This window comes from Staphylococcus sp. GDY8P196P (genome assembly GCF_017891705.1).
Taxonomy (GTDB): Bacteria; Bacillota; Bacilli; order Staphylococcales; family Staphylococcaceae; genus Staphylococcus; species Staphylococcus ureilyticus.
In genome coordinates this window covers 109426-124480 of the sequence record NZ_JAESJS010000021.1, presented here as the reverse complement: position 1 = coordinate 124480, position 15055 = coordinate 109426, and the positions used below count along the sequence as shown (strand labels likewise).

10 protein-coding genes are annotated in these 15055 nt (G+C 32.1%); 1 reads left to right on the top strand and 9 read right to left on the bottom strand.

Annotated features, from left to right (window positions below; all coding sequences use genetic code 11):
- The first annotated feature begins 2 nt into the window (after positions 1–2).
- Positions 3–1325: a CoA-disulfide reductase gene (locus KA814_RS12210; RefSeq protein WP_064209436.1), complete on the top strand. Its 1323-nt coding sequence runs from the start codon at positions 3–5 to the stop codon at positions 1323–1325.
- A gap of 63 nt (positions 1326–1388) precedes the next feature.
- Here KA814_RS12210 and KA814_RS12205 read toward each other — a convergent pair whose 3' ends face one another.
- The 9 genes from KA814_RS12205 to KA814_RS12165 all read right to left on the bottom strand — a co-directional run bounded on the left by KA814_RS12205 (position 1389) and on the right by KA814_RS12165 (position 14807).
- The gene (locus KA814_RS12205) at positions 1389–1778 is read right to left on the bottom strand and encodes a YisL family protein (RefSeq protein ID WP_046208041.1); all 390 of its coding nucleotides are present in this window, start codon (positions 1776–1778) and stop codon (positions 1389–1391) included.
- 227 nt (positions 1779–2005) lie between these two features.
- Positions 2006–2911 carry a fumarylacetoacetate hydrolase family protein gene (locus KA814_RS12200; protein WP_046208040.1) on the bottom strand — a complete coding sequence of 302 codons (906 nt, stop codon included), beginning with the start codon at positions 2909–2911 and terminating at the stop codon, positions 2006–2008.
- A gap of 119 nt (positions 2912–3030) precedes the next feature.
- Positions 3031–4170 carry a DUF418 domain-containing protein gene (locus KA814_RS12195; protein ID WP_064209437.1) on the bottom strand — a complete coding sequence of 380 codons (1140 nt, stop codon included), beginning with the start codon at positions 4168–4170 and terminating at the stop codon, positions 3031–3033.
- A 25-nt stretch (positions 4171–4195) separates the two neighbouring features.
- On the bottom strand, positions 4196–7867 hold the full coding sequence (gene addA, locus KA814_RS12190; RefSeq protein ID WP_107521906.1) for a helicase-exonuclease AddAB subunit AddA: 3672 nt from the start codon (positions 7865–7867) through the stop codon (positions 4196–4198).
- A complete protein-coding gene (gene addB / locus KA814_RS12185; protein ID WP_064209439.1) occupies positions 7864–11328 on the bottom strand; it encodes a helicase-exonuclease AddAB subunit AddB in 3465 nt (1154 codons plus the stop codon). Before addB ends, addA begins: the two co-directional genes overlap by 4 nt.
- 229 nt (positions 11329–11557) lie before the next feature.
- Positions 11558–12130: a signal peptidase I gene (lepB, locus tag KA814_RS12180; protein ID WP_064209440.1), complete on the bottom strand. Its 573-nt coding sequence runs from the start codon at positions 12128–12130 to the stop codon at positions 11558–11560.
- An 18-nt stretch (positions 12131–12148) separates the two neighbouring features.
- Complete coding sequence (gene lepB / locus KA814_RS12175; RefSeq protein ID WP_064209441.1) at positions 12149–12667, bottom strand: signal peptidase I; 519 nt, start codon at positions 12665–12667, stop codon at positions 12149–12151.
- 4 nt (positions 12668–12671) lie between these two features.
- Positions 12672–13247 carry a TVP38/TMEM64 family protein gene (locus KA814_RS12170; protein ID WP_046208034.1) on the bottom strand — a complete coding sequence of 192 codons (576 nt, stop codon included), beginning with the start codon at positions 13245–13247 and terminating at the stop codon, positions 12672–12674.
- 228 nt (positions 13248–13475) lie between these two features.
- Positions 13476–14807 carry a glucose-6-phosphate isomerase gene (locus tag KA814_RS12165; RefSeq protein WP_064209442.1) on the bottom strand — a complete coding sequence of 444 codons (1332 nt, stop codon included), beginning with the start codon at positions 14805–14807 and terminating at the stop codon, positions 13476–13478.
- Between the last annotated feature and the right edge of the window lie 248 nt (positions 14808–15055).

Genomic DNA, 15055 nt, shown 5'->3' with positions numbered 1-15055 from the left:
CTATGAATAAAATTGTAGTGGTGGGTGCTGTTGCTGGAGGTGCAACCGTTGCTAGCCAAATCAGAAGACTAGACCATGAGAGTGAAATAACTGTTTTTGAAAAAGATAGAGATATGAGTTTTGCTAACTGTGCACTTCCTTATTATTTAGGAAATGTCGTAGATTCAAGAGACAAAGTATTAGAAGCTACACCCGAGTCTTTCTATGATTCTAAAAAAATTGTTGTTAAACCTTATCACGAGGTAACTGCAATTAATGACAAAGCGCAAACAATTACTGTTTATAACAAGCGTGACAATACAACGTTTGAAGAAGATTATGACACTTTAATTTTAAGTCCAGGGTGCAGTGCAAATACTTTAAACTTAAACAGTGATATCAGCTTTACATTAAGAAATATGGAAGATACTGATGCCATTGAAAAATTTATAGAACACCAAAACGTTAAAACTGCCCTTGTCGTTGGTGCAGGATATATAGGTTTAGAAATATTAGACAATTTACACCATAGAGGTATCGAAAGCACATTGATACACCGTTCAACTCATGTGAACAAGTTAATGGATAGCGATATGAATCAACCCATTTTTGATGAAATGGAAGCGAGAGATATCAATTATCGTTTAAATGAAGAAATTCAATCAGTGGATGGTAATACAGTTCATTTCAAATCTGGTAAAGTTGAAAACTATGATTTGATTATTGAAGGGGTTGGAGTAAAACCTAATTCCGAATTTATTCAATCATCAAATGTAAGTTTAGACAGTAAGGGTTATATTCCAGTAAACGATCAGTTCCAAACTAACATTGATAACATTTATGCTTTAGGTGATATTATTACTTCACATTATCGTCATGTGGACTTAAATGCACACGTACCATTAGCATGGGGTGCTCATAGAGCAGCGAGTATTATAGCAGAACAACTAGCTGGTAATGCATCTATACACTTTAAAGGTTACTTGGGTGCAAATATTGTAAAATTCTTTGATTATACGTTTGCCAGCGTTGGCGTAACACCACAAGAATTAGATAACTTTGATTACGAAATGGTAGAAGCTAACCAAGGAGAACACGCGGGCTATTACCCAGGAAATACTAAGTTACATTTACGTGTTTATTTCGATAAATCAAGCAGACGCATTATTCGAGCTGCCGCAGTAGGAAAAAATGGTGCAGATAAACGTATAGATGTTTTATCTATGGCAATGTTGCATAAGTTGACAATAGATGAACTTACTGAGTTCGAAGTTTCCTATGCCCCACCTTATAGTCGACCAAAAGATATCATCAATATGATTGGTTATAAAGCGCGCAACAAATAATTTCAGCTAATTTAATACGTGAAAATAAAAAGCGGAGACAGCTTAATGTCTCCGCTTTTTATATTACATACCAAACATTTGTGTGATTGGGCCTTGCGGTAAAATAACCCCAATAATGATAGTGATTATAATAACTGCAATTGTGCTCCACATCATACCATGACTTGCTTGTCCTTTTTTTCGTTTTGTAACTGTAACTTCCATTAATGCTACGACAGCCACACCACAAATCATTTTCAATGTTAATAACATGTGCCCGCCTGAATTTCCATCACCAAATGCTTGAATCCAAATCCAGAATCCTGAAATTAAGACTAAAACCATGAATAACCTTAATAACATATGAATTGGTTTAAAATAAGGTGTCGCACCTTGTTTTTCTGAGAAATTAAAATAAGCAGCGAAAAACAAGATAATTAGCAATACCCAACTTGCAATATGCATATGTAACATATTTAATACCCCCACACTATTTTTACTTTATAAAAAATATCAATACATTGTTACTTTTAATTATAAAATTAAAAGCGTACTTTTTTAATCATACTGAAAAAGTAAATATTTTTCAAAAAAAGTTCTGCACTTCACATTTTATCTTCATTTTCAATTTATAGCAACATCATTACTTTGTATCAAAAAAATTAGGCTAACTTATTATAATTAGCCTAATTCGTTTATAATTATTTTTCTGCTATGACATTTGTTAAAGTACCAATATTATCAATCGTTACTTTTACTTCATCACCTGGTTGTAAAAATTTAGGCGGTGTCATACCTGCCCCCACACCAGCTGGTGTACCAGTAGCAATAATATCACCAGGATGTAATGCTACATATTTCGAAATCTCTTCAATCAATTCATCGATTTTAAGAATCATTTCTCCTGTATTACCATCTTGACGAATTTCATTGTTTACTTTAGTTACAATATTTACATCTTCAGGTGTAGGTAATTCATCTTTAGTTACTATATATGGACCAACTGGGCAACCACCAGTTAAACTTTTAGATAAGAATGCTTGATCCTGTTCATTTTGGGCTTTGCGGTCAGTAATATCATTAATGATTGTATAGCCATATACATAGTCAAGTGCTAAAGCTTTAGGAATTTTCTCACCTGATTTACCTATCACAATACCTAGCTCACCTTCATAATCTAACTGATCTGTAATATCTTTATGATTTGGTATTACACTATTATCACCAGTTAACGATGAAGCTGCTTTTGTGAAGACGTATAAACGCTGTACCTCATGATTTAATTCGCTAGCATGGTCTTGATAATTACGTCCAAAAGCAATCACATTATTTGTTGGCGTGACCGGTGGCAAAAATTCAATATCTGCAAATGCGACTTTATATTCTTCACCTCTACCACTATCTTCTGCCGCTACGACTGCTTTACGAACCTGTTCTTGGAAATCTAATATTTGATTTTGTTGAAGACCATTCAATAATGTCTTAGGATGAAAGTCCCCTTCCGCAAAATCTGCAAAGACTTTTTTCAAGTCCCAAGCAGCTTCTTCTCTTTTAACTTTCACACCATAAGATGTCTGTTCATTATGTCTGAATGATAGAAATTTCATTCAATATCAGCTCCTCATCTTTATCTTATTACATATTATAACTATATTTAGTAACAAATCACAAATAAATACCCATTATTTTCAAAAAATTCAATAAACATAGACATGATATTGTATCGCTATTTTAAATAAGTCACTTTACGCCACAACCATTCAATAGGGCCGTATCTATAAAATTTCAGATACACATAACAGAAAATTAGTTGTAAGTTATATACAACCAATACGATTAAATAAGATTCATACAGTGGTAACTTATTATATAAACCTAAACCTACATAAATAAATGTAAAAATAAAACTTTGCATTAAGTATACTGTTAGACTCAATTTTCCTGGGTATTTAAAGATATTTACGGTTTTGGAAAATTGCTTAAATCGACAACAATAGATAAATAACAATATGTAGCCAAACGCTACAAGTGGCCCACCAATCATAGCACTAATGATTGCAAAAGCTTGGTTTCCAATGTCCACTACATATGGCATTTTAAAAGCGTATCCAACAATTAACATAAGGCATGCATATAAAACGTGACGATAACGATTTTGTGCGAATTGTACCTTTTCAACCAAGTTGTATTTTTGTGCTGCCATTCCTAAAAACACATACGGTAAAAATTCAAAATATGCAGAAAAAGTTATTGTATCTATAATATTATAGGTGTTTTCTACAACATTTACTTTTAAATAGTTAAAATATTCGCCACTTTGCTTTAGATTGACGATTTCAGAAACATTAAATCCGCTTATATTAATAGTACTATATGGATCATCTAAGTATGTTACTAAAAAAGTAGGTAAAATTAAGATAAATGCTTTTATTGCATATAAAATAACACCTATTTTAAAGAGTTTCTTGCTACTTTTTTTAATACATAATACTGCAATCATCCCTGTAAATGCATAACTGAACAAAATATCTCCTGAAAATAGTAAAAAACCGTGTAATGCACCTAATATTAATAAAAAAGTTAATCTTCTATAAATAAAGGGATAATATTTCATCGCTCTTCTCTGACTATGTTTGTACATAATGGCTAAACCATAACCAAATAAAAAGGTGAAAATAGGATAAAAAGAACTGATTACAAACAGTGTAATAACTCTTAATATACTTTGATCTATCCCTTTCACTAAACCCGGTAAAAATGATTCCTCATATGGCATACTAAATGTCAATATATTCATCAATACAATACCTAACAAACTGAATCCACGTAAAGCATCCAGTTCGAATATTCTCTGCTGTGTCGACACTGTTTAGCACTCCTTTATCAAAGCATTATTTAATCGATTTATCATCTATTGAAAGCTGACCAAATTTAAAGAAGTATAAATAACCTTTAACAGGTTCGCCAAGTATGGTCTGTAAGGTATTTCTATAGTATTCCATTTGTATTTTATAACGCGCACGCAATTGATTTCCAACTTCTTCATCTGACATATGCAAGCGTCTATTAAATGCATCTGTTTTATAATCAACAAAGTAATATTGCTGATCTTTAATAAAAATCAAATCAATCATCCCTTGAATGATTGATGCGTCTGTTTCTACATCTTTCAACTGGTCTACTTTTGCTTGATTCACAACGAAAGGTAATTCACGATAAATATAATCACTTTGAGCAATCGTAAGATACAAGTCACTCTCAACAAATTTATAAATATCATCAAATTGAATATCAGCTTTTGCATCTTTAGGTATGATCGCTTTAACTATTAATTGGTCAACAAATATTCCAATTTCTTCTGCTGTCAGCCTTTCTTCTTTAAATGGTAAATGCTGCATTACCGTATGCATTAATGTCCCTATTTCATTTGCTTTTCTCTTTGTTTGTTGACTTAAGAAAGCTGGTCTTTCATATGAAGTTGTGCCAATACGATACTGACGAACTCTATCATAATTTGTATCCGCTTGTTCTGTTTCTAATTGTCGTTTTAATTCAGAAACGGACTGTTTTGAAGGTTTCATCATAGCTTCTTGATATGGATAGACGTAACTTAATTGCTGATGTATTTGCGTTTTTAATGTGTCATTGCCACCATTTATATACTCAATATCACTAACTGTACGCTGTTCACTATCTGAAATAACTTGTTCTGAAGCAATGTCTTCATAAAATTCTGTAGTCAAATTCACATAAGGTTGCATCGTTGAATCAATATCTTCTATTGATTGCTCAAAACGCATCTCTCTTGGTAAAGATGATGATTGATATTTTGCTAATATTGGGTATATCATATCAATCGGTCTTTGGGCTGTAATCCGATAACTGACTGGTAAATGTGTTTCCGAAACAGAAACCTGCTCTAATTGTGTTAATTCTTTCTCATCTTTAACACGGCCAATCAAAAATAATTGTTCCTTAGCACGTGTCAACGCCACATAAATTAATCTCATCTCTTCTGAGACCATTTCTTTTTCCGCGATTGCTTTCAAAGTGACTGATGATAATGAAGGATAAGCTAAATTTGATTCTACATCATAATACGTCATTCCAAGTCCATAATTTTGATTTAAAATCACAGGTTTATGTAAGTCATCTCTTCTAAACTTACGCGATAAGCCAGAGTAAATAACAAATGGAAATTCCAGCCCCTTACTGCTATGGATTGTCATCATTCTCACAACATCATCATTAGGACCTATGATGTTTTCTTCACCGAAATCTTTTCCTCGCTCCATAAGTTCATCAATAAATCGAATAAATTGATATAGACCACGAAAACTAGAATTTTCAAATTCTACTGCTTTATTAAACAAACCATATAAATTCGCACGTCGACCTTTGCCACCAATAAGACCACTAAAATATTGTATAACATAGTGATCATTGTAAAATTTATTAATCAGTTGATATACAGGATGATTTTGACTGTACGATTGATACATAGCTATATCTTTTAAAAATACTTCTAATTTTTTGACCAATTTCTTATTTGCCAGGTCATTTTCCATATAATGTTGGATAGATTGATAAAAATAATCATCATGAGGACTAAATACTCTAATGTTTGATAATTCATCTTCTGTAAATTGGTAAATAACTGAACGCATTAAACCGACTAAATAAATATCTTGTAGTGGGTTGTCGATCGTTCTTAAAAAAGACAATATCAGTTGCACTTCTGTTTGTTCAAAATAACCTTCTTTACTATTAACATGGAACGGAATATTATGATCCTTAAATGCTTGTTGTATTTTTCGTGCTTGCCCATATGATCTCTCTAAAATAACAATGTCCTTGTAGTTAGGCTTTCGATATTTTTGGGCTTTAATATCAAAGATTTCACGTGTATTCATTATTTTTTCAACTTGTTGTACAATATATTCTGCTTCTTGTTCAAAACCATTTAACTCAGAAGATGCATCTTCTACTAGCATATTTAAATTCACATCATATGGCTTGTTGTCAAAGGGAGCTCCATAATATAACTGTGCTGCATCATCATAGTTAATCTCTCCTACAGATTCATCCATCATATGTTTAAATAAATAATTAGTTGTCGTTAACACTTCTAATCTTGAACGGAAATTTTGTGATAAATCTATACGTAAGCCATATGATGAGCCATCTACAGTAAAACGATTATACTTTTCGATAAACAAACTAGGATCTGCTTGTCTAAATTTATAAATCGACTGTTTGACGTCCCCTACCATGAATAAGTTGCCATCATGTTCCTCACCACGTTTAATACATGACAAAATCTTTTCTTGTACTCTGTTTGTGTCTTGATATTCATCTACTAATATTTCTTCAAACTGATCACGATAAGATTGTGCAATCATTGAAGGTGAACCATCATCATTTGTTAAAATTTTCAAAGCAAAATGTTCATAATCCGAGAAATCTAAAATATTTCGACTGCGCTTTTTTTGATTAAAAAGTTCTATGACATCTTTTGTAATAAGGCTAAGATAAGATACTCTAGGCGCTAAACGTTGCATATCTTCTTTTAGATTTTCTGAAGACCTTGAAAAATAATCATTCTTAACTTTTGACACTAATTTTTTATAATTATCATAATATGCTTTACCATCATCATAAGCATCTATCATCATTTCGTTTGCTTCTTTAATTTTTTTATCTTTTCGAGGAAATGTTTTTTCAAATTCGTGTTGTACGATTGCTTCATGATTGATATGGCCATTTTCCATAGCTTTGTTTAAGAATTGTTGTTCTTTTTCAATAACTGCAATTTGTTTATCGACTTGTTCCAGCATCATAAATAAATCATAACTTTTATTTAATGACTCTAAGGCAGACCTCATAAATATCATGGCCAACTCATTAAGTAATTTTAATAACGCTTCCTGTTGCACTACATCTTTATATGGTGTTGCAAGACCGCTTAACCAATTCAAAGGATTGGGGTTAGCAACACTAAAGAAATACATTTTTTTCACAATATCTCTGAGTTGTTCATCATTCCTATCTGAGGACAACTGTTCAGTTAAATCAACAAAATGCGGGTCTAAGATGTCATAATGTTGTTCTAAAACCTCATCTATGGTTTGTTCCAGTAATAAAATATTTTCCGCTTCACCACTTGTTTTAAAGTTTGGATCAATATCCAATACATCGTAATGTTGCTGAATTAACTTTAAACAAAAACTGTGTAGTGTAGAAATTTGAGCTTGGTGAATTTTGATGCGCTGATTCTTTAAATGCGTATTATCAGGTGATTCAATAAATGCTTCTTGTATTCGTTGATCTACACGTTGCTTCATCTCTCTTGCACTTGCATTAGTAAACGTTACGACTAATAAACGATCTACATCGACCTTATCTCTAAGAATGCGTTGAATGATGCGTTCTACTAAAACCGCTGTTTTACCAGAACCTGCAGCTGCTGCTACAAGTATGTCTTGATCCTTTGCAAAGATACTTTTCCACTGATTATCGGTCCATCTTGTGCCAGCTGGTTTTACAGGAATCTCACTGATCATTCTTCTTCCTCACTTTCTAACTCCATATTTTGTACTGCTTCAATTGGGTTGATTGTTTCGTCTACGGTTCTATAGCGTTTACTGTCAATCATGCCATCAACATGACAGACTGGTTTATAGTTACAGAAATCACATGGCAGTGTTTGATTATATTTCATTGGCGCTACTTCTGTGTGACCATCCATAATATTAGATGCTGTTTCTATAAAATTTTGCTTATTATGTTGAATTAATTTATAAATCGTCTTTTCGTCCGCGACCTTACTATTAGATTTAATGCCTCCATCTTTTTTTAAACCTAAAGGTACAATATCTGAATTATAGCTAGGTTCTATTCGAGTATCAAAAGCATCCAATACTGCTTCGTCACTATTTAATAAGCCACTTAATTTAAAGGATTGGATAAATTCTAAATCCCTTTTCGTTTCATTTAATTCATTCCACGCAAGTTTAATACGTGGTTCATGGACATGAAAGTACAATAACCCACCCGGCTTAGTCATATTGGTTAGGCCGAGCCTTGCTTTATTTTGTAATACAATATCCATATAAGTCATCATTTGCATTTGCATGCCATAATATACTTTTGTTAAATCTAAGGTCCCACTATATTTTGATGATTTATAATCAATAATATTCACAAAACTTTCATTTCCATGGTTATACGTATCTATCCTGTCAATTTGTCCTCGAATGTTGATAGGAACCCCTTGTTTAGTTTGTAAAGGCTGCGCATACAGTTCTTGATTGTCCCTAGGTTTTTTTCTGAAACTGGCTTCAAAGCGTTGCGGTGTGAATTTACTATAACTACCTTGATATTTTAACGCCGTTAAAGTTGTTTCTACTATTGAACCAATGCGCTGTGACAAATAGCGATAATAAGCTGTTGAATTTAATAGATTAAATTGTATCTCTGGTAGGATTTCAGATAACGCGTCACTCGTCAATTTGTGAATTTGTTTGATGTTTAAATTCTTAAAGTCGCCATTAATTTTTTCAGAGATAAATTTTAATACTTGATGGAATATATCACCTAAATCAAAGTTTTCTAGTTTATATTTTGTTCGTTCATTAAGTCGTAAACCATGTGAAGCAAAATGCTTAAATGGACATGATTGATACCCTTCAAAACGTGATACACTAGCATTTATAGTCGTACCATATAAATCCTTTGATAAAGATTCACTTAATTGTACAGTTTTATTATCGTAAGTGAGTGCTGATAACAAATAAGTAAGCCCTTCATTTAACTGCTCATCATCCCTCATAACTTGGTATGTATCTAACCACGTATCAGCGACGATTTCTTCATCAAGCCAAGCTTTAAGTGATTCAAATAATGCAATTTTTGTTTGATGTGGATGTTCCATTAACGTTAGCGGATTTGCTCGATGTTGACGTTGGATGTTTTGTACTTCAAGATCTGTAAATAATTGCTGAATTTGACCTAAAAATGGACTTGCTTCTTTTTCATCCCCATTTGATCCCATTAAGGAATATGAAAATGTCACCTCTGAACGCCCTCGTGTCATAGCAATATAGCAAACAAATGCTTCATCCATTTGTAATATATCTGATGTTGGACTTAATTCGATATCAGCTTGTTCTTCAAAATATTTTTTCTCCTCATCTGTTATTAAGCCTGAAGCATTCACAGTCTGTGGTAAAATGCCATCATTGACCCCAACTAAATACACATGTTCTTTATTATCAACTTTTGCTAGGTCCATTGTACCAATGCTAACTTGATCAAGCGTTTGGGGAATCATTACAAATTCCAATTGATCCAAACCAATATCTAATAACTCTAAAAATCTACTTTTTGTTAAATTTTGAGTTCCAAAAACCGTAACTAAATCATCTAATGTTTGAATAAATCCATGCCATATTTGATCAATTTCTTCTGATTTACGGTGTTCGCCTTCAGCGTCTAACGTATCACGTTCTGTCATTAACTGACTGGGCAAATCGAACGATTCAATAGCTTCGTAAAACGCTGTTGCAAAATCAACAGCTGTGGTTGCATCAGCCATTTGATTTTCAAAGCGCATAATTTTATCTATCACATCTGTTTTTAACTGAATAACCCTTTCAAATGTTTCACGTTCTTCTTCTGTTAATGGTTGTCGTTTTAAACCCATTTTCCTAAATTGTTCAACTTGGAAATATTTATCATCTATCCAACGTTTTCCATAAATACCACGTTCTAATACAAAATTTTCTAAAATATCAATTAAGTACTGGCTGTCTTTAAATTTTTTAGTTAAAATATTCGTTTTAAACAAACGCATTAGAGGCTCAAAGTTCCAATTTGTCTGAAGCACTTCAATTAACGAGCGAAACATTTCCATTATAGGATGATGAGTCATAGAAGCCTTGACGTCAATGTTATAAGGTATATCGTATTGTGGTAATATCGATTCCATTAAGTAGGCATATGATTCATCTCTATATAAAATAGCAATATCTTGAAAACGTCTACCTAATTCACGGTTTTCTTTTAAAATCCGTCTAGCAACTTCATTTATTTCTTCTCGCATCACTGATGATTCTAGGATAGAGATATGACCTGTTGATGCAATAGGTTCAAATTGCAATGCATTAAAGTTTTTCTCTAAATGCGATAAGTCATTATGAATAAATCTTTGTTGTTGATAAAATGGTTTAACATTTAAATGAATATTCAAATCATTTGCGATGGCTTGCATTTGTGTTAATGATTCTGACGGCTTTCTAAATAAACTAAAAACATCTTTATCTCCATCTGTAGTTAAAGCAACCGTAACTTGCTTGGTATGCTGAACTAATGAACGAATGATTTGATATTCAATTGTAGAAAAGTTATGAAATCCATCAATGTAAATCTCAGCACGTTGCAACCAATCGGATTGGTTCATCACCTCAATAAATCGCTGCAAACTATCCTCAGTAGAAACATACTCGCCACGAATCCTATCTTCTAAATGTTTATATATTAACGCGATGTCTTCTAATTTGTGTTTAGTCCTCGTTTGTAAGTGGTTGTTTGCTATATAATCTTCAATATGTTGTGGAGAAACTGCATATTTTTTAAAATCTTGAATTTGCTCATATAATTTTTCACTAAAGCCATAGTATTTTACTTGAGATTGATATAATTTCAATTCTGACTGATGTTGTTGAATAATGTCATAAATCATCATTTCAGTACCAACTTTGGATAACTGTTGTTCTGTTAATCCACCAACTTCTTGAAAAACACGGTGACTTAAACGTTCAAAATGGAGCACTTCAGTTCTCAAACTGCCATATAATGATGGATCTTTTACAAAAGCTTGCTCTAACTGAAACGTGTTTTGGGTAGGTGCGATTAAGATAATAGGATCACCTAATGGATTTTGTTTCATTTTAGTTTTTATTTCTTCTATTACACTGTGCGATTTACCAGTGCCAGCTCTCCCAATATAAGCATTAAATTCCATTGCGTGCAACAACTCCTTTGATTCATATTTTAACATATTAGGCATTACACTTTGTTTAATAGTCTATGTGATTTACCTACATTTAAGTTCATAAATGAATGATATACTGTGTAAGTTTAATATTTGAAAGGTGTCATTCAAAAGGTTCAAAAAGCACAAATTTAACAACATTAATATATAGAAAAACCTGAGACATTTTTATGTCTCAGGAAGTATACACATATGCTATCTATTCATAACTGACATCTGGGTTAAATCCAAATGTCATTTTATTTAACGGCCAATATCTAAATGAAACTTTACCTACTACCTTATCTTCATCAATCAAACCAAATGAGCGGCTATCCTTACTCACTTCTCGATTATCGCCTAATACTAACAATTTCCCTTTTGGAATTTTGTTTTTTCCATCAACCTGATTGATTTCTTTTGTTTTATAAGTACCTGTAATGTATTCACCTAGTTTGTGTTTTTCATTGTAATCTAAATAAGGCTCATCAACTTTTTTACCATTAACATATAATTGATCTTTTTTATATTCGATGTTATCTCCAGATGTACCAATAATACGTTTTACATAATCTTGTTCCTTATTAGCGTGGAATACAATGACATTTCCCTTTTCTAAATGACCTAGCTTTTGACCAATCATATTTACAACTACGCGTTCACCATCTTTTAAGGTTGGGTCCATAGAATCCCCTTTGACTGTGTATGATTTTGCAACAAAATTTGTAATCAATAGGACTAACGCTACTGCGACAGCAATTGACACAATCCATTCTAGTATTTCTTTTTTCACTTTTTACACCTCGTCTATTTATTTAAAGTTTACTGTGAAGTTGCTTAAAGGGTAATACCTTAAACTTACATCACCAATAATGTCTTCTTGTCGAACAAAACCCTCTGTTCTTGAATCGTTTTTTAGTTCCCGATTATCATTCAATACAAAGTATTCGCCTGGTGGAATTATATCTCCTTCAGAGCCTTTAATATTTCTGAGGGATAGATCTTTCATACTTGACTCAGTATACATTTCATCTACTTGTCTGTCATCTCTATACAACTGATTATTTTTAAAGGTTATAGATTGGCCAGGCTTCCCGATAATTCTACCAATATGTACATCGTCACCTTTATGGTACATGATGATATCGTTAAGCTTTAACATATTAAAAGTCGTTTTGATTTTATTAACAATCACACGATCATTTTGTTTCAACGTTGGCGTCATACTTTTATCTTGTATGACTGCTCCTGTAATAATAAAAGTCTGAATCAATATTACAATAATAATCGCAAATATTATAGAAATCAAATGTTTTACTACCTTACTCAAATTGTCACTCCTCTGGAGAATGCATAAAATATCGTTCAAGTTTTCTACCTATAAACCAAACGACAATAATAACAATAATGATGATGACCAACCTTAAAGGCTGTGTAAATAGCGTCGTAATATCATTGCCTAACCATCCAATCAAACCAATCATTATCAATTTCGAACTGAACAATACTACCAGATAAACGTGTGCTCTGATATGCGACAAGCTTACGACCAAGTTTACTAATGCACTTGGGGTAAAGGGGAAACATAATAGAATGAAAATAGGGATAACGCCTTTTCTATCTATAAAATGTATTAACCTTTGAACCGAGGTGCGTTGTTGTAATTTTTTCATATAACGTGTATGGTTCAATTTGCGAAAACCTAAAAATACAAGATAACTTCCTAAAACAGTACCCAACCATGCTAATAATGTACCCATCAAAAATCCAAATGCATTCACATTCACAATCACAAATACAATAATAGGTAGTACTGGGATAAATGCTTCAATAAAAGGCAATAAAAATCCTACGATATAACCTAAACTACCAAATAAATCAAACCAATACTGCACTTGTTCTTGAGTCATTTCATCAATCCCTACCAATGTTAGTCAACGATTATTATAAGTGTATTATAGCGATTTTAAAACAATTATGTATACTTTTGTGTAAATATCAGTCTCAAGTACCAAAACAGTAAATGACATTACACACAAATGATAAGTTTTTTATAAAATAGCACATAAAAAAATTTCCGCATTTTCAATGCGGAAATTATTTTCTCAGTCACTTATTAATCTAATGCACAGATAAAATTATAGACGTTTTTCTAATGCTTCTTTTTTATCTTCAAAACCTGGTTTACCTAATAATGCGAACATATTTTGTTTATATGCTTCTACACCAGGCTGGTTAAACGGATTTACACCAAGTTGATAGCCACTCATTGCGCAAGCCATTTCAAAGAAATAAACGAGATAACCAAATGTTTCTTCATCTAATTGTGGAACATTGATCACTACATTTGGCACGCCACCATCAGTATGTGCTAATAAAGTACCTTCAAAGGCTTTAGTGTTCACTTCATCAATTGTTTTACCTGCTAAATAGTTTAAACCATCTAAATTGTCATTATCTTCTTCAATTGTAATATTATGCTTTGGTGTATTTACTTTGACAACAGTTTCAAATAAGAAACGACGACCTTCTTGTACATATTGTCCAAGTGAATGTAAATCAGTTGTATAATTTGCACTGGATGGATAGATGCCTTTGTAATCTTTACCTTCTGATTCACCAAATAATTGTTTCCACCACTCGTTAAAATATTGCATTGAAGGTTCATAATTGATTAACATTTCAGTGTCATAACCTTTAGCATATAAAATGTTACGGATACTAGCATATTGATATGCAATATTATCTTCTAAGTTTTCAGAAGAGAGCTCTTGTCGCGCTTTTGCAGCCCCGCCCATCATTGCTTCAATATCAATACCTGCGACAGCGATTGGTAATAAACCTACTGCAGTTAAAACTGAGTAACGTCCACCAATATCATCCGGCACTACAAATGTTTCATAGCCTTCATTTGTTGCTAATTGTTTTAATGCACCTTTTTCTTTATCAGTAGTAGCAAAAATACGTTGTTTTGCTTCTTCTTTACCATATTTATTTTCTAATATTTGTTTAAATAGTCTAAATGAAACTGCTGGTTCTGTTGTAGTACCAGATTTAGAAATAACATTTACTGAAAAATCTTTACCATCTAAATAACTAATTAACTCTTGTGTATATGTCGAAGATAAATGATTACCTACAAAGACAATTTCAGGATATTCATTACTATTTCTAAATGCCGGTGTCAACATTTCAATTGCAGCACGTGCACCTAAATATGAACCACCAATACCAATTACAACAAATACATCTGAATTATTTTTGACACGTTTAGAAGCTTCTAATATACGTGAAAATTCTTCTTTATCATAATTAACAGGTAAATCAATCCAACCTAAGAAATCACTACCAGCACCTGTTCCTTCATGAATTGTATGATGAATTGATTTAACAATATCTTTTTGTTGTTTTAATTCATGTTCGCCGAAAAATTCTAAAGTTTTACCATAATCTAATTGAATATGAGTCATCTAAATTGCCTCCAGTGTTTTTGATTTCATACATATTTTACTAAGTTTATTTTGACTATTCAAACAACTAGCCTACAAAACAAAATTTTTTATAATTATTTTAGCTTATTCATTTCTTATACAACAGACAGAACATCCAATTATATATTCACTGATATATACATCTTCATAAAACGCACATAACTCCAAAACACCTATAATTCAATATACAATCAGACGGTTAAATTGTAAGAAATTTCTATAATTTG

Excerpts from the sequence above, each read along its gene's own strand:
- KA814_RS12170 (WP_046208034.1), bottom strand. The coding sequence starts at position 13,247 with ATGACTCAAGAACAAGTGCAGTATTGGTTTGATTTATTTGGTAGTTTA.
- addB (WP_064209439.1), bottom strand. The coding sequence starts at position 11,328 with ATGGAATTTAATGCTTATATTGGGAGAGCTGGCACTGGTAAATCGCAC.
- KA814_RS12200 (WP_046208040.1), bottom strand. The coding sequence starts at position 2,911 with ATGAAATTTCTATCATTCAGACATAATGAACAGACATCTTATGGTGTG.
- addA (WP_107521906.1), bottom strand. The coding sequence starts at position 7,867 with ATGATCAGTGAGATTCCTGTAAAACCAGCTGGCACAAGATGGACCGAT.
- KA814_RS12165 (WP_064209442.1), bottom strand. The coding sequence starts at position 14,807 with ATGACTCATATTCAATTAGATTATGGTAAAACTTTAGAATTTTTCGGC.
- KA814_RS12210 (WP_064209436.1), top strand. The coding sequence starts at position 3 with ATGAATAAAATTGTAGTGGTGGGTGCTGTTGCTGGAGGTGCAACCGTT.
- KA814_RS12205 (WP_046208041.1), bottom strand. The coding sequence starts at position 1,778 with ATGTTACATATGCATATTGCAAGTTGGGTATTGCTAATTATCTTGTTT.